Source organism: Wenxinia saemankumensis, from assembly GCF_900141735.1.
In the GTDB taxonomy this organism is placed as follows: domain Bacteria; phylum Pseudomonadota; class Alphaproteobacteria; order Rhodobacterales; family Rhodobacteraceae; genus Wenxinia; species Wenxinia saemankumensis.
The window spans coordinates 231,152-249,423 of the sequence record NZ_FQYO01000004.1 but is presented as its reverse complement, the minus strand read 5'-3'; the positions used below and the strand labels follow the sequence as shown (position 1 = coordinate 249,423).

Sequence of the window (18,272 nt, the reverse complement as noted above, 5' to 3'; positions counted from 1 at the left end):
CGTAGAGGCCGCCTCCTCTCGCGGAGGGCAGGGGATGCAGCGCGTCATGATCATCGGGGCGCCGGGCTCGGGCAAGTCGACCCTGGCCCGGACCCTCGGCGGCCTCACCGGCCTGCCCGTCTTTCACATGGATCACATCCACCACCTGCCGGGCTGGCAGCAGCGCCCGCGGGCCGAGCGGCTGGAGATGGCGGGCGAGATCGAACGGTCCGAACGCTGGATCTTCGAGGGCGGCCTGTCCGAGACCTATCACCGCAGGGCCGAACGGGCCGACGTCATCGTCTGGCTCGACCTGCCGCTGTGGCTGTTGCTCTGGCGGGTCGCGCGGCGGATCGTGAGGTATCGCGGAACCGTCCGCCCCGACATGGCCCCCGGCTGCCCGGAGCAGTTCGATCCGGACTTCTTCCGGTACATCCTCACCTCGGACCGCCGCACGCGCGACCGCAACCGCCGGTTCTGCGAGGCCTGGCCGGACAAGGCGGTGCGCCTGCGCTCGCCCCGCGCCGTGGCGCGCTGGCTGGAACAGGTCCGCGCGGCGGGGTAGGGCGGGGCATGGAGATCGAGAGCCTCACGCTGCAGGGACAGGGCCGCGCCACGGACGGCACGCTGGTGCCCCGAACCCTGCCGGGCGAGGAGGTGGACCCGGTCGACGGCGCCCCCCGCATCCTGCGCCCCGCGCCCGAGCGCGTAGTGCCGCCCTGCCCGCATTTCCGGTCCTGCGGCGGCTGCGCGATGCAGCACGCCTCCGACGCCTTCGTCGCGGAATGGAAGGCCGGGATCGTGCGCCGCGCCCTTCAGGCGCAGGGGATCGAGGCGCGGATCGAGGGCGTCCATACCTCGCCGCCCAATTCCCGCCGCCGGGCGAAGTTCGCGGGCCGCAGGACGAAGAAGGGCGCGCTGGTCGGATTCCACGCGCACCGCTCCGACGTGATCGTCGAGGGGCCGGACTGCCGGCTCGTCCTGCCCCGGATCCTCGCGCTCCGTCCCGCGCTGGAGGAGCTGACCCGCGCCGCCGCCTCCCGCAAGGGCGAGGTCGCGCTGACCGTCACCTGGAGCCTCGAGGGCGCGGACGTGGCGATGGAGGTCGGGCGTGCGATGACGGGGGAGGACCGCGTCGCCCTCGCCGCCATCGCGGGGGCGCGGGGCCTCGCCCGCCTGTCCTGGGACGGCGAGCCGGTGGCGATGCGCGCCCCGCCGGCCCAGCGATTCGGCGCCGCCCGCGTCGTGCCGCCGCCCGGCGCCTTCCTGCAGGCGACGGCAGAGGGCGAGGCGGCCCTGCTGGAGGTGGTGCGCCGCGGCACGGAGGGCGCGGGACGGATCGTCGACCTCTTCGCCGGCTGCGGGACCTTCGGCCTGCCGCTGGCCGCGGCGGCCGAGATCCACGCGGTCGAGGGCGACGGCGCGATGCTGGCCGCCCTGGACCGGGGCTGGCGCGACGCGCCCGGCCTGCGCCGGGTGACGACCGAGACCCGGGACCTGTTCCGTCGCCCGCTGATCGCGGACGAGCTGGCCGGGTTCGAGGCCGCGGTGATCGACCCGCCCCGCGCCGGCGCGGCCGCCCAGGTGGCGGAGCTGGCGGCCAGCGGGATCGGGACGGTCGCGATGGTCTCGTGCAATCCCGTCACCTTCGCCCGCGACGCGGCGGCGCTGGTGGCGGCGGGCTTCGCGATGGACGGGGTCCGGGTCGTCGACCAGTTCCGCTGGTCGGCCCATGTCGAACTTGCAACAATCTTCCGCCGGGCCTGAGCGATCCCCCCTGTTGCGGGCAGGGGATCGGTAGTAATCATGGCGGCAAAAGGGACACCGAACCGTTCCGGGGCAGAATCATGATCGTCGACCGCAGGACGCTACTTCTCGGCGGGGCCGCCGCGCTTGCCGGCTGTGCCGCGCCGTCCAAGTTCCTCACCTATGACGGGCCGCAGGTCACCTCGGCGCTCGTGCTGAAGGGGCAGCGCACGCTGCTGCTGATGAACGGGCAGACCGTGCTGAAGCAGATGCGCTTCGAGCTCGGCTTCAACCCGACGGGGCACAAGCAGTTCAAGGGCGACGGCCGCACGCCCGAGGGCGGCTACGTGATCGACCGCCGGAACCCGAACAGCGCCTATCACCTGTCGATCGGGATCTCCTATCCGAACGATCGCGACCGCGCCTTCGCCCGGGAGATGGGCCGCGATCCGGGCGGCGACATCTTCATCCACGGCACGCCCGAGGCCTATGTCGGCAAGGCCGACTGGACGGCCGGCTGCGTCGCGGTCGACAATTCCGAGATGGAGGAATGCTACGCCATGGTGCAGGACGGCACGCCGGTCTTCCTCTACGCCTGATCGCCGGCTCGCCCCCCCGGGCCGCTGACATGAAGAAAGGCCGGGTCGCGCGCGCGCCCGGCCTTTTCAGTTCGGGCAGCGTCGCCCCCCGGCGTCGCCCCGATGCCGGGCTCAGTTCCCCAGCACCATGTCCCACCAGATCTTGCCGTTCGATTCCTGCGACCAGGCCAGACCCATCCGCGTCGCCGTGCGGTCGAGGATGACGGACCGGGTCGAGGGCTCCTCCATCCAGGCGGCGAGGGTCTCGAGCTCGGTCTCGAAGGTCTCCGAGATCGCCTCGCCGACCAGCCCGCCCGGATAGCCGACCCGCCGCAGCCGGTCGAGCGGCGAGGATCCGTCCGAGCCGAAATGCCATGGCCGGTTCTGCCGCTGCATGTCCTGCGCGTGGGTCGCCGCGGCGGCCGTCAGCTGCGAGTCGAGCGTCAGCGGCGCGGCCCCGGCGGCGGCGCGCAGCGTGTTGACTCCGTCGAGCATCCGGTAGGGGATCTCCTGCGCGTCGGCCGGGGTGATCTGGTAGACGGTCGGCAGGGGAAGGCCGTCCGGCCCGATCCGGCCCGCTGGCGCGCCGCCGCAGGCGGCGAGGGCGGTGGCGAGGAGGAGGGCGAGGACCGGCGCGCGGCGGGGCATGGGCGTATCCCGGATGTGGAAGGGTGGTACCGAGCGCGTCCTTAGCGCCCCGCAGGGTGTGTCGCAAACCCCCGATCGGCGGGAAAGCGCCCGCGCGCACGGGGGCGTGAGTGGACAGGCCCGCGCTGCCGGGCGTATGCGCGGGGCGATCCTCGACGCGAAGGAAAGCCCCGATCATGTCGTCCGTCCTCGACCGCCGCGCCCTCCTGACCTCCGGCCTCGCCGCCGGGGCCGCCGCCCTCGGCGCGCCCGCGCTGGGCCAGCAGGCGAACTCCACCGAGTTCGAGAGCGACATCAGCTCGAGCGTGCAGCGCAACGTCTCGGCCTTCCGGATGCTGGACTGGCGCCCCTATTTCGACACGCTGGCGAAGGGCGCGATCCTCTGCGACATCCAGTCCCGGGCGCTGCATTACTGGTCCGAGGACGAGTCGATCTACCGGCTGTTCCCGACCTCGGTGCCGCTGACCAACGACCTCACCCGCCTCGGCCGGACCGAGGTGGTGCAGAAGGTCGTCGCTCCGACCTGGCGGCCCACCCCGTCGATGCGCGAGCGCAACCCCGAATGGCCCGAGGTGGTCGAGGGCGGCGATCCGATGAACCCGCTCGGGCCCTATGCGCTCTACCTGTCCTGGACCTATTACCGGATCCACGGCACCCACGACACGCGCAAGATCGGCCGTCGCTCCTCCAACGGCTGCATCGGCCTCTTCAACGAGCACATCACCGAGCTGTTCGGCTATGCCGAGGTCGGCACCCAGGTCCTGCTGATCTGAGATCGGCCTGCCGATCGGGGTCGGCGTCCCGCGGGGGATCCTGCGCGGCGCCGCCCCCCCTTATCTTGCCGCAAATACTCCGGGGTCGGGGGCGGAGCCCCGGCCGGGCCCGCCGGGCGGGCCCGGGCCTGACCGTCAGTCCAGCCAGCCCGCGAGATTGGCCTCCACGACCCCTGCCAGCGCGTCCATGTGCGCGGCGTCGTCGTTGAGGCAGGGGATGTAGGTGAAACGTTCGCCCCCCGCATGCTCGAAGCTCTCGCGGATCTCCTCGTTGATCTCCTCCAGCGTCTCGATGCAATCGGCGCTGAAGGCCGGGGCGCAGACGGCGATGCTCTTCTTCCCCTGCCGGGCGAGCCGGGCGACTTCCTCGACCGTGTAGGGCTTCAGCCATTCCTCGGGGCCGAAGACCGACTGGAAGGTCGTCGCGATCTCGGTCGTCTCCCATCCCAGCCGCTCGCGCAGCAGCCGCGTCGTCTTCTGGCACTGGCAATGGTAGGGGTCGCCCTGCATCAGGTAGCGCTTAGGCATGCCGTGATAGGAACAGACGAGGATGTCGGGGCGGTGGTCGAGCTCGGCATATTTGCGCTCGACCGAGGCGGCGAGCGCGTCGATATAGGCCGGTTCGTCGAAATAGGGCGGCACGATGCGGGCGACGGGCTGGCGCACCTCCTCCATCAGCGCGCGGAAGAACTGGTCGTTCGCGGTGGCCGAGGTCGCGCCGGCGTAATGCGGATAGAGCGGGAAGAAGAGGATCCGGGTGCACCCCGCCTCGACCATCTGCCGTACCTTCGCCTTCGTCGAGGGATTGCCGTAGCGCATGCAGAAATCGACCACGACGTCCTCGCCGTAGCGGGCGGCCATCCGCTCGGCCATCGCGGCGGTCTGGTCCTTCGTGATCGTCAGGAGCGGGCTCTCGTTCCGCTCGGTGTCCCAGATCGAGCGATAGGCCGCGCCCGAGGTGAAGGGCCGTTTCGTCAGGATGATCGCCTGCAGCAGCGGCTGCCATTTCCAGCGCGGGTAGTCGATCACGCGTCGGTCCGACAGGAACTCGTTCAGGTAGCGCCGCATCGACCAGTAATCGTGCCCGTCGGGCGTGCCGAGATTGGCGAGGAGGAGGCCGGTCCGTTCGCGCGGGACCTTCGGGTGATCGCCCGGGGCATGTTCGGGCCGCCGGGCCTCGTCGGTGAAATCGCGCATCTGTCGCCCCCTGTCCTTCTGCTCGCGTCTGGTGTCCCGCGCCTCGGCGGGGAGGTAACGGCCCGGGCGGCGGAATCAATCGGGCGCTTTGTCGCCGGTCCCGGTCCCGATCCCGGCCCTCGTCCCGGTCCCGGTCCCGGTCCTGCCGGCGCCGGCGCCCGACGCGGTCTCTCCGGCCGGCCGCTCGTCCGTGCCCAGCGCGTCGGCCAGGCGCTGCGCGGCGCTGCCGGGGCGCAGCGGCTGCGGCTGGCTCTCGTCCGGCGCCCAGCCGGCGAGGTGGATGGTCTCGAAGGTGGCGGCGACGCGCCCGTCCGGCTGCCCGTAGGCCTGCGCGTAGAGCCGCGCGGCCTCCATCATCACGGCGCGGCGGGTCGGGCGGCGCAGGCGCGCGGTCAGGGCATTGCTCTCGCCCATCGCACGCAGGTCGCGCATCAGCGCGAAGGGGTCGGCATAGGTGACGCGCGTCGTCTCGACATCCGCGACCGGCAGGGCGAGCCCGGCCCGCTGCAGCAGCGCGCCGACATCGCGCACCTCGCCCATCGGGGCGATGCGCGGCGACAGACCGCCCGTCACCGCGATCTCGGCCTGACCGAGCGCGGCGCGCAGTTCCGCCAGGGTCTGCCCCCCGAAGGCCGCGCCGAGGAACAGCCCGTCGGGGCGGAGCGCGCGGCGGCACTGGATGATCTGGCCCACGGGGTCGTTGGCCCAATGCAGGGCGAGGGCATGAAGGACGAGGTCGTGCGCCCCCGGCTCCAGCTCCAGCACCTCGTCGTCGGGGACGATCCGCGCGCCGGGCAACCGCCCCTCCCAGACCTGCGGCCACGCCGTCACCACGGCGGGCGCGGTGAACGATCTGTTAACCTCGGCCAGCCTATCGAGAAGGCCCTCGGCCACGTGGTCCTGCAGGAACAGCTCCGGCGCGCGGGCGGCGCGGGCCCGGCGGCGGGCCAGCGCGGGGCGGTCGATCAGGGGCGTCGGCGCGGCGGGGTCGGACATGGGGGGCAGATAGGCGGATGGCGGGGGCATTGCAAAGGGACGCGGGCGGTCCGGGGCGCCCGCCGCGCCGCGCCCGTGGTCCGGGTGCCCTGCGGCGCGTCGCGGGCGCGGCGTCGCGCCTGCTCTACCCGGCGCAATGCGTTGCCTGCGGCAGCTTCACCGAGGCGGCCCATCACCTCTGCGGGCCGTGCTGGCGGGACTGCCGGTTCATCGGCGGCACGATATGCGACGGCTGCGGCACGCCGCTTCCGGGCGAGGCGGTCCTGGCGCGCGAGCTCTGCGACGACTGCCGGGCGGCGGACTTCCCCTGGAGCCGGGGCCGCGCGGCGATGGTCTACCGCGATACCGCCCGCAGGCTCGTCCTGCAACTGAAGCATTCCGACCGGACCGACCTCGCCCGGGCGGGGGGGCTGTGGATGTCGCGCGCCGGCCGCGACCTGATCGGGGCGGACACGCTGCTGGTGCCGGTCCCGCTGCACTGGTCGCGGCTCTGGCGGCGGCGCTACAACCAGGCCGCGCTGCTGGCGCAATGGCTGGGAGTCGAGTCCGGGGCCGAGGTGGCGGTCGATGCGCTGGTCCGGCCCCGCCGCACGATCAGCGCGGCGGGCCGCGCGGCGCGCTTTGCCGCGCTGGAGGGGGCGATCCGGCCGCATCCCCGCCGGGGCGCCGCGATGGCGGGCCGGCCGGTGGTGATCGTCGACGACGTGATGACTAGCGGCGCGACCCTGACCACGGCCGCCCTGGCCGCGACCGGGGCAGGCGCGGCAAGCGTCGACGTGCTGACACTGGCGCGCGCCGTCCGGGGGGCCTAGATCAGGGGCGACGTTTCCCAGCCCCGCCCCCAAGCCCCCGGGAGGCCCGCCATGGCCATGATCGAGATCTATACCAAACCCACCTGCGGCTTCTGCCACATGGCGAAGCGCCTGCTCGCCCAGAAGGGCGCCGGCTTCGCCGAGGTCGACATCGCCGCCGCGCCCGAACGGCGCGCCGAGATGGTGCAGCGCGCGAACGGGCGCGGGACCGTGCCGCAGATCTTCATCGACGGGGAACATGTCGGCGGCTGCGACGACCTCTTCGCCCTCGACCGCGCCGGCAAGCTCGACCCGATGCTGGCGGCGTGAGGGCGGCGCTCCTCCAGCTCTGCTCCGGCGACGATCCGGAGGCGAACCTCGTGGCGACGACCGACCTGCTGCGCCGCGCGGCGGGGGAGGGGGCGGGTTTCGTCCTGACGCCCGAGGTCACCAACTGCGTCTCGGCCAGCCGGGCCCGGCAGGAGGAGGTACTGCGCCACGAGGAGGACGACCCCACGCTCGCCGCCCTGCGGGACGAGGCCGCACGGGCCGGGATCTGGCTGTCCATCGGCTCGCTGGCGCTGAGGACGGACGATCCGGACGGCCGCTTCGCCAACCGGTCCTTCCTCATCGGCCCTGATGGCGGGGTCGCTGCCCGCTACGACAAGGTCCACATGTTCGACGTGACCGTGTCCGAGGCCGAGACCTACCGCGAATCGGCCGGCTACCGCCCGGGCGACCGGGCCGTCGTCGCCGACACGCCCTTCGCCGCGATCGGCCTGACGATCTGCTACGACCTGCGCTTTCCCCACCTCTACCGCCGCATCGCGCAGGCGGGGGCCGAGATGCTGCTGGTCCCGTCCGCCTTCTCGCCCGGCACCGGCGCCGCCCATTGGGAGCCGCTGCTGCGCGCGCGCGCCATCGAATGCGGCGCCTGGGTGCTGGCCGCGGCGCAGACCGGCACTCACCCGACGACGACGACGCGCGAGCGGCGGACGCACGGCCACTCGCTCGTCGTCTCGCCCTGGGGCGAGGTGATTGCCGATGGCGGGACCGAACCGGGCATCGTCTTCGCCGAACTCGACCGGCAGGCGGTCGCCGAGGCGCGGGCCCGCATCCCCTCGCTGAGCCACGACCGCGCGGTGACCGGGCCGTGAGCGCCGGTCAGGACAGGGGCGCGGACAGGTCCGACCCGCTGGCGGTCTCGCTCTTCACCGAGATCATGACGATCGACCAGCTCGCCCGGAACTCCATCGCGCGGGCCCTGCCGAAGGGGATGGAACTGAGCCATTTCTCGGTGCTCAACCTGCTCGCCCATACCGGGGACGAGCGCACGCCGGGGCAGCTCGCCCGGTCCTTCCACCTCACGCGCGGGGCGATGACGAACACGCTCTCGCGGCTGGAATGGGCAGGCTGGGTCCATGTCCGGCCCGACTGGGACGATGCGCGCAAGAAGCGGGTCTCGATCAGCCCCGCCGGGCGCCGGGCGCGGGACGACGCGCTGGCCGCCATCGCACCGCTGATCGCCGAGGTGGCCGGCCGGATCGGCGCCGAGCGGGTGCGCCCCCTGCTGCCGGTCCTGCGCGAGCTGCGCCTGCAACTGGCCGAATCCGAGCCGCGGGATGAATGATGCGGCCCGGTCCGAGGCGGAGGCGGGGCCCGCGAGGTGGCCCGGCCGGCCGGTTGCCGTCGCGCCGCGGGCCGCGATCGCCGTGACACCTGCCGATCCGGAGACGCCGAATGAGTGACGACGACCGCGCGGGCCGCCTGATGCACGGGCGGCCGGGGCTGGAGCGGGGCGACCCCGTCGCGCTGCCGTTGACCATGGCCTCGATGTTCCACCTGCCGGGCGATCCGGCCGGGGCGCCGGGCTACGGCCGCGTCGACAACCCGGTCTGGGAGGAGGTGGAGCGGCAGCTTTCGATCCTCGAGGGGGCGCCCGCGCTGCTCTTTCCCTCCGGCATGGGCGCGATCTCGGCCGCCCTGATGGCGGGGCTGAAGGCGGGGGACCGGGTGCTGCTGCCCTCCGACGGCTACTACACGACCCGCCTGCTCGCGGACCGGGTGCTGGCGCGGTTCGGGGTCGCGGCAGCCTACCGCCCGACGGCGCGCTACGGGGAGGGCGGCTTCGACGGCTTTGCGGCGGTCTTCGTCGAGACGCCCTCGAATCCGGGGCTCGACCTGTGCGACCTCGCCGCGATCTGCGCCGCCGTGCGCGCGGCGGGGGGCGTCACGCTGGTCGACAACACCACGATGACGCCCTTCGGCCAGCGCCCGCTGGAGCTGGGCGCGGACGTGGTGGTCGCCAGCGACACCAAGGCGCCGAGCGGCCAGTCCGACGTGATCCTCGGCCATCTCGCCACGCGCGATGCGGCCCTCTTCGAGGCGGCGAAGGACTGGCGCAAGCTGTCGGGCGCGATCCCGGGGCCGTTCGAGGCGTGGCAGCTGAACCGCTCGCTCCCGACGCTGGAGATGCGCTTCGCCCGGATGTGCGACAGCGCCGAGGCGCTGGCCCCGCGTCTCGCCGCGCATCCCGCGGTGCGGGCCCTGCGCTATCCCGGCCTGCCGGACGATCCGGGGCACGCGCTGGCCCGGTCGCAGATGGCACGGTTCGGATTCCTCATCGGCCTGACGCTGAAGGACCGGGACACGGCCGAACGGTTTATCGAGGCCGCGGGGCTGACGCCCGCCACGTCCTTCGGCGGGGTCCATTCCAGCGCGGAATGCCGGGCGCGCTGGGGCGACGACGTGCCCGGGGGCTTCGTGCGGCTGTCGGTCGGGTGCGAACCGGTGGCGGACCTGAGCGCCCGGATCGTGGCGGCGCTGGACGAGATCGCCTGAAGGGTCAGCCCGCCCGCTTCACCGCCGCGGTGACGTAGTTCACCGACAGGTCGCGGTCCGAGATCGACCAGGACCACGAGACGGGATTGAAGACGAATCCCTTCCGGTCGACCGGGTCGAGCCCCGCCTTGCGCAGCAGGTCGAAGAGCTCGTCCGGGGTGATGAACTTGCGCCATTCGTGCGTGCCCCGGGGCAGCCATCGCATGACCCATTCCGCGCCGACGATGGCCATGGCGAAGCTCCTGGGGTTGCGGTTGATGGTCGAGCAGAGATGGAGCCCGCCGGGCTTCAGCAGCTGCCGGCAGGCGGTGAGATAGGCGAGCGGGTCCGCGACATGCTCCACCACCTCCATGTTGAGGACGGCGTCGAACTGCTCGCCCGCCGCGGCCATCTCCTCGGCCGTGCCGACGCGGTAGTCGATGGCGAGGCCCGACTGCTCGGCATGGACCTGCGCGACGGGGATGTTGCGCGGGGCGGCGTCGACGCCGACGACATCCGCGCCGAGCCGGGCCATCGGTTCGCACAGCAGGCCCCCGCCGCAGCCGATGTCGAGGATGCGCAGCCCCGCGAAGGGGGCGGGGTCGGTGAGGTCGCGGCCGAACTCGCCCGCGATCTGGCGGGTGATGTAGCCCAGCCGCACCGGGTTCATCATGTGCAGCGGCTTGAACTTGCCGGTCTCGTCCCACCATTCGGCGGCCATCGCCTCGAACTTGGCGATCTCGGCGGCGTCGATCGTGCTCGCGCTCTGCATAACTTTATCCCTCAAGCATGGCTCCGGCAGGTCCTTGCCTATATAGGTCGGGCATGGACAGAGCCTCGGGCCATAAACGCGTCTCGCAACGACTTTATCCGCCGATCGACCCGTTCGATCAGCGCATGCTCGACGTGGGCGACGGTCACCGCGTCTATGTCGAGCAGTGCGGCAACCCGGACGGGCTGCCGGTCGTCGTGCTGCATGGCGGGCCGGGGGGCGGCTGCTCGCCCGCGATGCGGCGCTACTTCGATCCCGCGATCTACCGGATCGTCCTGTTCGACCAGCGCGGCTGCGGCCGTTCGCGCCCCCATGCCAGCGTCGAGGACAACACGACCTGGCATCTCGTCGCGGATATCGAGCTGATCCGGCAGGAGCTGGGCATCGACGCCTGGGTCGTGTTCGGCGGCAGCTGGGGCGCGACGCTCTCTCTCGTCTACGCGCAGGAGCATCCGCACCGGACCCGGGCGCTGGCGCTGCGCGGCGTGTTCCTGATGACCCCGCCCGAGCTGAAATGGTTCTACGGTGGGGGCGCGGGCCTGTTCTGGCCCGAGCTGTGGTCGCGGTTCGCCGGGCTGGTCCCGGAGGAGGAGCGCGGCGACCTGATCGCCGCCTACAACCGGCGGCTCTTCTCGGGCGACCTGCCGACCGAGACCCGCTTCGCCCGGGCCTGGGCGGCGTGGGAGAACGCGCTGGCCTCGATCGACAACGAGGGGCTGGGCGGCGAGGGGCCGGCGGATTACGCCCGCGCCTTCGCCCGGCTCGAGAACCACTACTTCACCCACCAGGGTTTCCTGGGGCCCGAGCAGCAGATCCTCGCCCCGCAGCGGATGGCGCGCATCGCCGAGGTGCCGGGAATCGTCGTGCAGGGAAGATACGACATGATCTGCCCGCCCGCTTCGGCCCATCGGCTCGCCGCGGCCTGGCCCCGGGCGCGGCTCGTGATGGTCGGCAAGGCGGGGCACGCCCTGTCCGAGGCGGGGATCAGCGACGAGCTGGTCTCGGCGATGGACGCCTTCGCCCGGGTGCTGGTATGACCGCGATCTCCCGCCGCCTGCTGATGCGCGGCGGCGCGGCGGCCGGGTTGCTGGCGATGTCGGGCGCGGCCCGCGCCGCGGGGGGACTACCCGCGGGAACCCTGCGGCTCGCCCTGCCCGACCTGCCGGCGACGCCCGGCATCGGCGATGGGCGCGGTCTCGCGGCCGCCGTGCTCGGCCCCGGCGCCGTCTGGGAGACGCTGACCGAGATCGCGCCGAGCGGCGAGCTGACGGGCGATCTCGCGACCGGATGGACGATGGAGGAGGGGGGGCGTGCCTGGCGCCTGACCCTGCGCCCGGCGGCGCGGTTCCAGGACGGCGATCCGGTGACGGGCGAGGCGGTCGCGGCCCATCTGTGGCGCGTCCGCGCGCCCCTGCTCTCCGACATGGTGGCGGCGGAGCCGGAGGCGGGCGGCCTGCGCCTGGTCTTCGCCGCGCCGCGCCCGGACCTGCCCTTCGTCCTCGCCGACCCGGCGCTCGCCATTGCGGGGCCGGGGGGCGCGGGCTCCGGCGCGTTCCGCGTCGAGCGTTTCGACGCGGCCGGGGCGGTGCTCGAGCGCGACCCGGACCATCCGCGGGCGGGCGGGGTGGCCCGGCTGCGGCTGACGGCCGTTCCCGACCCGGCGGCGCGCCTCGCCGCCCTGCGGGCCGGCGAGATCGACGCGGCCCCGGTGACGGCCGCCGAGGCCGGCGCACCCGGCCGGGGGCTGCGGCTGATCCGGACCCCCGGACACCAGCATTTCGTGCTGGAGGCGGAGCCGGCGCTGGCCGGCGCGCTGGCGGTCGGGCTGGACCGGGCCGCGCTGGCGGGCGGGCAGGGCCCGGTCGGGGCCGATTCGCCGATGCCGGGCGGGGTGCCGGCCCCGGCCGATCCGTTCCGCGCCCGGGCGCTTCTGGCGCAGGCGGGGCTGGCCGGCCGGCGGCTCGACCTGCGCGCGGCAGGGGACGTGCCGCCGGCCTTCCTCGCGCGGCTCGAGTCGGCGCTGGCCGAGCTCGACCTCGCCTCCGGCGGCGCGGGGCCGGCGTTGACGGTGAGCCGCGCCTCGGGCCGGCTGACGGCCCGCTGGGCCGAGGCGCGGCTGGGCCTTCCGCGCGAACGCGTCGTGATCCCCGCCTTCGCGGACTACGTCCTGGCCCATTCGGTCCGCCTGCTGCCGCCGCGGCGGATCGGCGCGCTGTGGGACCTCGACGACGGCCGGATCGCCCAGCGCTGGCAGGTCGCCTAGGCGGGCCGCCGCGCCCGCTCCGTCCTTCGCCCTTGCATTTCCGGCGCGAGGGGCGCATATGCCCGTCACGACAGCGGCGCGCTGGCCTCCACCCCCAGCGCCCACCGGAACATTCGCGGGCCGCTTCGGCCCGTTTTTCGTTTCCGGCGCCCGCCCGGTCCCTCTCCCGCAAGGAGCCCCGATCATGTCCGACCTCGTCGCCAAGGCCGCCATCGACCGCCGCATCGCGGAGATCGTGCGCCCCGTGATCGAGGACATGGGCTGCGAGCTGGTGCGCGTACGCCTGCAGGGCGGCAAGACCGAGATCCTGCAGATCATGGCGCAGAAGCCCGACGGCACGATCGACGTCGACACGCTGGGCGAGATCTCGACCGCGCTGTCGGCCACGCTCGACGTCGAGGACCCGATCGAGGGGAACTACACGCTCGAGGTGTCCTCGCCGGGAATCGACCGGCCGTTGACCCGGCTCAAGGATTTCGAGCAGTGGGACGGCTACACCGCCAAGCTCGAGACCGAGGAGCTGATCGACGGCCGCCGCCGCTTCAAGGGCGAGCTGCGGGGGATCGAGGGCTCCGAGGTGCTGATCGAGATCGAGGAGGGCGGCGCCCCGGTGACGATCGGCCTGCAGTTCGACTGGCTGAGCGACGCCAAGCTGGTCCTGACCGACGAACTCATCCGCGACGTGCTGAAGGATCGCAAGGATGCCGGCACGATCGACGAGACCGAATACGACGAAGTGCAGACCCTGATGGACGGGGACGAGGAGTAAACGACGATGGCCATCACTTCCGCCAACCAGCTCGAGCTGCTGCAGACCGCCGAGGCTGTCGCCCGCGAGAAGCAGATCGATCCCGGCCTCGTCGTCGAGGCGATGGAGGAGAGTCTCGCCCGGGCGGCGAAGTCCCGCTACGGCTCCGAAATGGACATCCGGGTCAAGATCGACCGCAAGACCGGTCGCGCGACCTTCACCCGGGTGCGCACCGTGGTGTCCGAGGACGAGCTCGAGAACTATCAGTCCGAGCTGACCGTCGAGCAGGCCGCCGACATCATCAAGCACGAGCGGCCCCGCGTCGCGACGAGCCGCGTGACGGTCACCCGCATCCCGCATTTCGAGGAGGGCGAGGAGCCGCCCGAGGCGATCACGCTCGAGGTCAACCGCTTCCAGGTGAAATCCGCCCAGCCGGGCGATTCGACCGTGATGCCCGAGATCGGCGACGAGATCGTCGACGAGGTGCCCCCGGTCGAGCTGGGCCGTATCGCCGCGCAGAGCGCCAAGCAGGTCATCCTGCAGAAGGTGCGCGAGGCCGAACGCGAGAAGCAGTACGAGGAATTCAGGGACCGCGTCGGCACGATCATCAACGTGCTGGTGAAGCGCGAGGAATACGGCAACATCATCGTCGAGCTGAATCCCGGCGAAGGCGTGCTGCGCCGCAACGAGAAGATCGGCCGCGAGGCCTACCGCCCCGGCGACCGGATCCGCGTCTTCATCAAGGATGTCCGCCGCGAGCCGCGCGGCCCGCAGATCTTCCTCAGCCGCACCGCGCCGGAATTCATGGCCGAGCTGTTCAAGATGGAGGTGCCCGAGATCTACGAGGGCATCATCGAGATCAAGGCCGTGGCCCGCGACCCGGGCAGCCGGGCGAAGATCGCCGTCATCTCCTACGACAACTCGATCGACCCGGTCGGCGCCTGCGTCGGCATGCGGGGATCCCGCGTGCAGGCCGTGGTCGGCGAGCTGCAGGGCGAGAAGATCGACATCATTCCGTGGAACGAGGACATGCCGACCTTCCTCGTCAACGCACTGCAGCCGGCCGAGGTCAGCAAGGTCGTGTTCGACGAGGACAGCGAGCGGATCGAGGTCGTCGTGCCGGAGGAGCAGCTGTCCCTCGCCATCGGCCGGCGCGGCCAGAACGTGCGCCTTGCCAGCCAGCTGACGGGCCTCGACATCGACATCCTCACCGAGGAGGAGGAGAGCAAGCGCCGCCAGGCCGAATTCGAGGCGCGCACGAAACTCTTCATGGACACCCTTGATCTGGACGAGTTCTTTGCCCAACTCCTGGTAGCGGAGGGGTTCACCAATCTCGAAGAGGTCGCGTATGTCGACCAGGGCGAGCTTCTCGTGATCGACGGGGTGGACGAGGGCACGGCCGAGGAACTCCAGGCCCGCGCCCGCGACTACCTCGAGGCGCAGGCCCGCGAGGCGGTGGAACGCGCCCGCGCGCTCGGCGCCGAGGACAGCCTGATCGGCTTCCCCGGCCTGACGCCGCAGATGGTCGAGGCGCTGGCCAAGGACGACGTGAAGACGCTCGAGGACTTCGCCACCTGCGCCGACTGGGAGCTGGCCGGCGGCTGGACGACGGACGGCGACGGCAACCGGGTCAAGGACGAGGGCATTCTCGAAAGCTTCGAGATGAGCCTCGAGGAAGCGCAGGAACTGGTGATGACGGCGCGCGTCGCCCTTGGCTGGGTCGATCCCGAAGAGGTCGCCGCGCAGGAAGCCGCCGCCGCCGAAGAGGCGGGCGCGGAGGCCTGATGACCCGGGGCGGACGGACGAAGACGCGGCAGGACGGCCCCGAACGGCGGTGCATCGTCACCGCCGAGACGGCCCCGGCCTCCGGACTCGTCCGGTTCGTCGTGGGGCCGGAGGGTCAGGTCGTGCCCGATATCCTGGGCAAGCTGCCCGGACGCGGCATGTGGGTGACGGCGGATCGCGCCGTCATCGAGAAGGCCGGCAAGGGCCAGTTCGCCCGCGCCGCCAAGGCGCAGGTCACGGTCCCGGAGGGTCTGGCCGACGAGGTGGAGCGACAGCTCGCCCGCCACGTGGTCGACCTGGTGGCGCTGGCCCGCAAGGCCGGGCTCGCCATCGCCGGGTTCGAGAAGGTCAAGTCGGCCCTCGCCGACGGCGAGGTGAAGGTGCTGCTGCAGGCCTCGGACGGGTCCGAGCGGGGCAAGTCGAAGCTCTGGACCCCGACCGGGGCGCGGTACTTCAACTGCCTGACCGGCGACGAGCTCGGACTCGCCTTCGGTCGGCAAAACGTGATCCACGGCGCCCTCGCCTCTGGCGGATTGGCTGACCGTGTTATAGAGGAAGCCGCGAAACTCCGTGGCCTCCGTCAAGGACGACTGGAGACACCAGGCGCAGCATCGGCCACCGGGCCGGGCGCCGGGAAGGAAGCATAGGTTTGATGAGCGATACCGACGGCAAGAAACCCCTTGGTCTTCGCGGCTCCGGCCGCCCCGGTCAGGTGAAGCAGAGCTTCAGCCACGGACGGACCAAGAACGTCGTGGTGGAGACCAAGCGCAAACGCGTCGTGGTGCCGAAGCCCGGCGCCGCGCCTGCGGGCGGCGCGGCCTCCGGCGGCGCGCCCACCGGCGGCGATCCCAAGAAGCGCCCGGCCGGCATTTCCGAGGCCGAGCTCGAGCGCCGGATGAAGGCGCTGGCCAATGCCCGTGCCCGCGAGGCCGAGGAAAAGGCCGCCCGCGAGGCCGATGAGAAGGCCCGCGCCGAGGAGCGCGAGAAGCGCAAGGCCGAGATCGAGGCCAAGGAACGCGAGGACCGCGAGCGCGAGGAAGCGCTCAAGGCCCGGCAGGAAGAGGAAGAGCGCAAGGCGCGCGAGGCCGAGGAAGAGAAGGCCCGCCGCGCCGCGGCGAAGGCCGCGCCGGCCGCGCCCGTGGAGGACGACCGCCGTGGCGGCGCCCCGTCGGCCGGCGCCCGCAAGCCCGACCGCGAGCGCGCCGATCCGCGCGGCGACAAGACCGCCAAGCCTGCCCGCGGGCGCGAGGATGGCGGCCGCCGTGCCGGCAAGCTCACCCTGAACGAGGCGCTGGGCGGCCAGGGCGGCCGGCAGCGCAGCATGGCCGCGATGAAGCGCAAGCAGGAGCGGGCCCGCCAGAAGGCGATGGGCCAGTCCGGCGAGCGCGAGAAGGTGGTCCGTACGGTTCAGCTGCCCGAGGCGATCACGGTGGCCGAACTCGCCAACCGGATGTCCGAGCGCGTGGCCGACGTGGTGAAGTCGCTGATGCAAAACGGCATCATGGCGACGCAGAACCAGACCATCGACCAGGACACTGCCGAGCTCATCATCGAGGAATTCGGCCACAACGTGCAGCGCGTCTCCGACGCCGATGTCGAGCAGGTCATCTCGCAGGAACAGGACCGCGAGGAGGATCTGCAGCCGCGGCCCCCGGTCATCACGATCATGGGCCATGTCGACCACGGCAAGACCTCGCTTCTCGACGCGATCCGCAAGGCGAACGTCGTCGCGGGCGAAGCCGGCGGCATCACGCAGCATATCGGCGCCTACCAGGTGACGACCGACAGCGGCTCGGTGCTGACCTTCCTCGACACGCCCGGCCACGCGGCCTTCACCTCGATGCGCGCCCGGGGCGCGCAGGTGACGGACATCGTGGTGCTGGTGGTGGCGGCGGACGACGCGGTCATGCCGCAGACGATCGAGGCCATCAATCACGCCAAGGCGGCGAAGGTCCCGATGATCGTGGCGATCAACAAGATCGACCGCCCGGCCGCGAATCCCGACAAGGTCCGCACGGACCTGCTGCATCACGAGGTCATCGTCGAGAAGATGTCCGGCGACGTGCAGGACGTGGAGGTGTCGGCCATCAAGGGCACCGGCCTCGACGACCTGCTGGAGGCCATCGCGCTGCAGGCCGAGTTCCTGGAGCTCAAGGCGAACCCGTCCCGCGCCGCGTCCGGCGCCGTGATCGAGGCCAAGCTCGACGTGGGGCGCGGCCCGGTCGCGACCGTCCTCGTCGAGAACGGCACGCTCAAGCAGGGCGACATCTTCGTCGTCGGCGAGCAGTGGGGCAAGGTCCGCGCGCTGATCAACGACCAGGGCGAACGCGTGAAGGAAGCGGGTCCGTCCGTTCCGGTCGAGGTGCTCGGCCTCAACGGCACGCCCGAGGCCGGTGACGTTCTGAACGTCACCGAGACCGAGGCGCAGGCCCGCGAGATCGCCGAGTACCGGGCCAACGCCGCCAAGGACAAGCGCGCGGCGGCGGGTGCGGCCACGACGCTCGAGCAGCTGATGGCCAACGCCAAGGCGAACGAGAACGTCAGCGAGCTGCCGATCCTGGTGAAGGCCGACGTGCAGGGCTCCGCCGAGGCGATCGTCCAGGCGATGGAGAAGATCGGCAACGACGAGGTGCGCGTGCGCGTGCTGCACTCGGGTGTCGGCGCCATCACCGAGAGCGACATCGGTCTCGCCGAGGCGTCGGGTGCGCCAGTCTTCGGCTTCAACGTCCGGGCCAACGCTCCGGCGCGCCAGGCCGCGAACCAGAAGGGCGTGGAGATCCGCTACTACAGCGTGATCTACGACCTCGTGGACGACGTGAAGAACGCCGCCTCCGGCCTGCTCAAGGACGAGGTGCGCGAGAACTTCATCGGCTATGCCAACATCAAGGAGGTCTTCAAGGTCTCCAACGTGGGCAAGGTCGCGGGCTGCCTCGTCACCGAGGGCGTCGCCCGTCGCTCCGCCGGGGTCCGTCTGCTGCGCGACAACGTGGTGATCCACGAGGGGACGCTGAAGACGCTCAAGCGCTTCAAGGACGAGGTCGCGGAGGTCCAGTCGGGCCAGGAATGCGGCATGGCCTTCGAGAACTACGACGACATCCGCGAAGGCGACGTCATCGAGATCTTCGAGCGGCAGATGGTCGAGCGGTCGCTCTGATCTTCGCCGCAGTGGAAAAAAA

General features: G+C 72.0%; 19 protein-coding genes. 15 read left to right on the top strand and 4 right to left on the bottom strand.

What is annotated here, in order from left to right:
• Positions 1–34 precede the first annotated feature (34 nt).
• The 3 genes from BUE30_RS12280 (at position 35) to BUE30_RS12270 (ending at position 2,324) form a co-directional block, all read left to right on the top strand.
• Positions 35–544 (top strand): P-loop NTPase family protein, encoded by a 510-nt coding sequence (locus BUE30_RS12280; RefSeq protein WP_073331022.1) that lies wholly within the window; start codon positions 35–37, stop codon positions 542–544.
• Between the two features lie 8 nt (positions 545–552).
• A complete protein-coding gene (locus BUE30_RS12275) occupies positions 553–1,746 on the top strand; it encodes a class I SAM-dependent RNA methyltransferase (protein WP_073331018.1) in 1,194 nt (397 codons plus the stop codon).
• 80 nt (positions 1,747–1,826) lie between these two features.
• A complete protein-coding gene (locus BUE30_RS12270; protein WP_073331012.1) occupies positions 1,827–2,324 on the top strand; it encodes a L,D-transpeptidase family protein in 498 nt (165 codons plus the stop codon).
• A 111-nt stretch (positions 2,325–2,435) separates the two neighbouring features.
• Here the strand turns inward: BUE30_RS12270 and dalA are convergent, their stop codons facing one another.
• The gene (gene dalA, locus BUE30_RS12265; RefSeq protein WP_073331007.1) at positions 2,436–2,951 is read right to left on the bottom strand and encodes a divisome-associated lipoprotein DalA; all 516 of its coding nucleotides are present in this window, start codon (positions 2,949–2,951) and stop codon (positions 2,436–2,438) included.
• A 176-nt stretch (positions 2,952–3,127) separates the two neighbouring features.
• On the opposite strand from dalA, the gene BUE30_RS12260 reads away from it, so the two are divergent.
• Positions 3,128–3,724, top strand: a complete 597-nt coding sequence (locus tag BUE30_RS12260) for a L,D-transpeptidase (protein WP_073331002.1) — start codon at positions 3,128–3,130, stop codon at positions 3,722–3,724.
• Positions 3,725–3,859: 135 nt separating this feature from the next.
• Here the strand turns inward: BUE30_RS12260 and hemH are convergent, their stop codons facing one another.
• Together hemH and BUE30_RS12250 are read right to left on the bottom strand one after the other, a co-directional pair.
• A complete protein-coding gene (gene hemH / locus BUE30_RS12255; RefSeq protein WP_073330996.1) occupies positions 3,860–4,921 on the bottom strand; it encodes a ferrochelatase in 1,062 nt (353 codons plus the stop codon).
• A 75-nt stretch (positions 4,922–4,996) separates the two neighbouring features.
• Positions 4,997–5,917 (bottom strand): methyltransferase domain-containing protein, encoded by a 921-nt coding sequence (locus BUE30_RS12250; RefSeq protein ID WP_244526354.1) that lies wholly within the window; start codon positions 5,915–5,917, stop codon positions 4,997–4,999.
• Between the two features lie 89 nt (positions 5,918–6,006).
• Here BUE30_RS12250 and BUE30_RS12245 point away from each other — a divergent pair, with 89 nt between their 5' ends.
• From BUE30_RS12245 to BUE30_RS12225, 5 genes are all read left to right on the top strand, one after another.
• Positions 6,007–6,729: a double zinc ribbon domain-containing protein gene (locus BUE30_RS12245; RefSeq protein WP_073331860.1), complete on the top strand. Its 723-nt coding sequence runs from the start codon at positions 6,007–6,009 to the stop codon at positions 6,727–6,729.
• A 51-nt stretch (positions 6,730–6,780) separates the two neighbouring features.
• On the top strand, positions 6,781–7,038 hold the full coding sequence (grxC, locus tag BUE30_RS12240; RefSeq protein WP_073330989.1) for a glutaredoxin 3: 258 nt from the start codon (positions 6,781–6,783) through the stop codon (positions 7,036–7,038).
• Positions 7,035–7,865: a carbon-nitrogen hydrolase family protein gene (locus BUE30_RS12235; RefSeq protein ID WP_073330985.1), complete on the top strand. Its 831-nt coding sequence runs from the start codon at positions 7,035–7,037 to the stop codon at positions 7,863–7,865. The genes grxC and BUE30_RS12235 overlap by 4 nt, the downstream gene beginning before the upstream one ends.
• A gap of 65 nt (positions 7,866–7,930) precedes the next feature.
• Entirely contained in the window at positions 7,931–8,338 is a 408-nt protein-coding gene (locus tag BUE30_RS12230; RefSeq protein ID WP_073331856.1) for a MarR family winged helix-turn-helix transcriptional regulator, read from the top strand.
• A gap of 110 nt (positions 8,339–8,448) precedes the next feature.
• Entirely contained in the window at positions 8,449–9,549 is a 1,101-nt protein-coding gene (locus BUE30_RS12225; protein ID WP_073330980.1) for a cystathionine gamma-lyase, read from the top strand.
• 4 nt (positions 9,550–9,553) lie between these two features.
• Here the strand turns inward: BUE30_RS12225 and ubiG are convergent, their stop codons facing one another.
• Positions 9,554–10,300 (bottom strand): bifunctional 2-polyprenyl-6-hydroxyphenol methylase/3-demethylubiquinol 3-O-methyltransferase UbiG, encoded by a 747-nt coding sequence (gene ubiG / locus BUE30_RS12220; protein WP_073330975.1) that lies wholly within the window; start codon positions 10,298–10,300, stop codon positions 9,554–9,556.
• Positions 10,301–10,353: 53 nt separating this feature from the next.
• On the opposite strand from ubiG, the gene pip reads away from it, so the two are divergent.
• The 6 genes from pip (at position 10,354) to infB (ending at position 18,250) form a co-directional block, all read left to right on the top strand.
• Positions 10,354–11,337, top strand: a complete 984-nt coding sequence (pip, locus tag BUE30_RS12215) for a prolyl aminopeptidase (RefSeq protein ID WP_073330971.1) — start codon at positions 10,354–10,356, stop codon at positions 11,335–11,337.
• A complete protein-coding gene (locus BUE30_RS12210; protein ID WP_073330967.1) occupies positions 11,334–12,563 on the top strand; it encodes an ABC transporter substrate-binding protein in 1,230 nt (409 codons plus the stop codon). Before pip ends, BUE30_RS12210 begins: the two co-directional genes overlap by 4 nt.
• 184 nt (positions 12,564–12,747) lie before the next feature.
• Positions 12,748–13,332: a ribosome maturation factor RimP gene (gene rimP / locus BUE30_RS12205; RefSeq protein ID WP_073330963.1), complete on the top strand. Its 585-nt coding sequence runs from the start codon at positions 12,748–12,750 to the stop codon at positions 13,330–13,332.
• Positions 13,333–13,338: 6 nt separating this feature from the next.
• On the top strand, positions 13,339–15,096 hold the full coding sequence (nusA, locus tag BUE30_RS12200) for a transcription termination factor NusA (RefSeq protein WP_073330960.1): 1,758 nt from the start codon (positions 13,339–13,341) through the stop codon (positions 15,094–15,096).
• Positions 15,096–15,743 (top strand): RNA-binding protein, encoded by a 648-nt coding sequence (locus BUE30_RS12195; protein WP_073330957.1) that lies wholly within the window; start codon positions 15,096–15,098, stop codon positions 15,741–15,743. The genes nusA and BUE30_RS12195 overlap by 1 nt, the downstream gene beginning before the upstream one ends.
• Before the next feature lie 5 nt (positions 15,744–15,748).
• A complete protein-coding gene (gene infB, locus BUE30_RS12190) occupies positions 15,749–18,250 on the top strand; it encodes a translation initiation factor IF-2 (RefSeq protein ID WP_073331852.1) in 2,502 nt (833 codons plus the stop codon).
• The last annotated feature ends 22 nt before the right edge of the window (positions 18,251–18,272 follow it).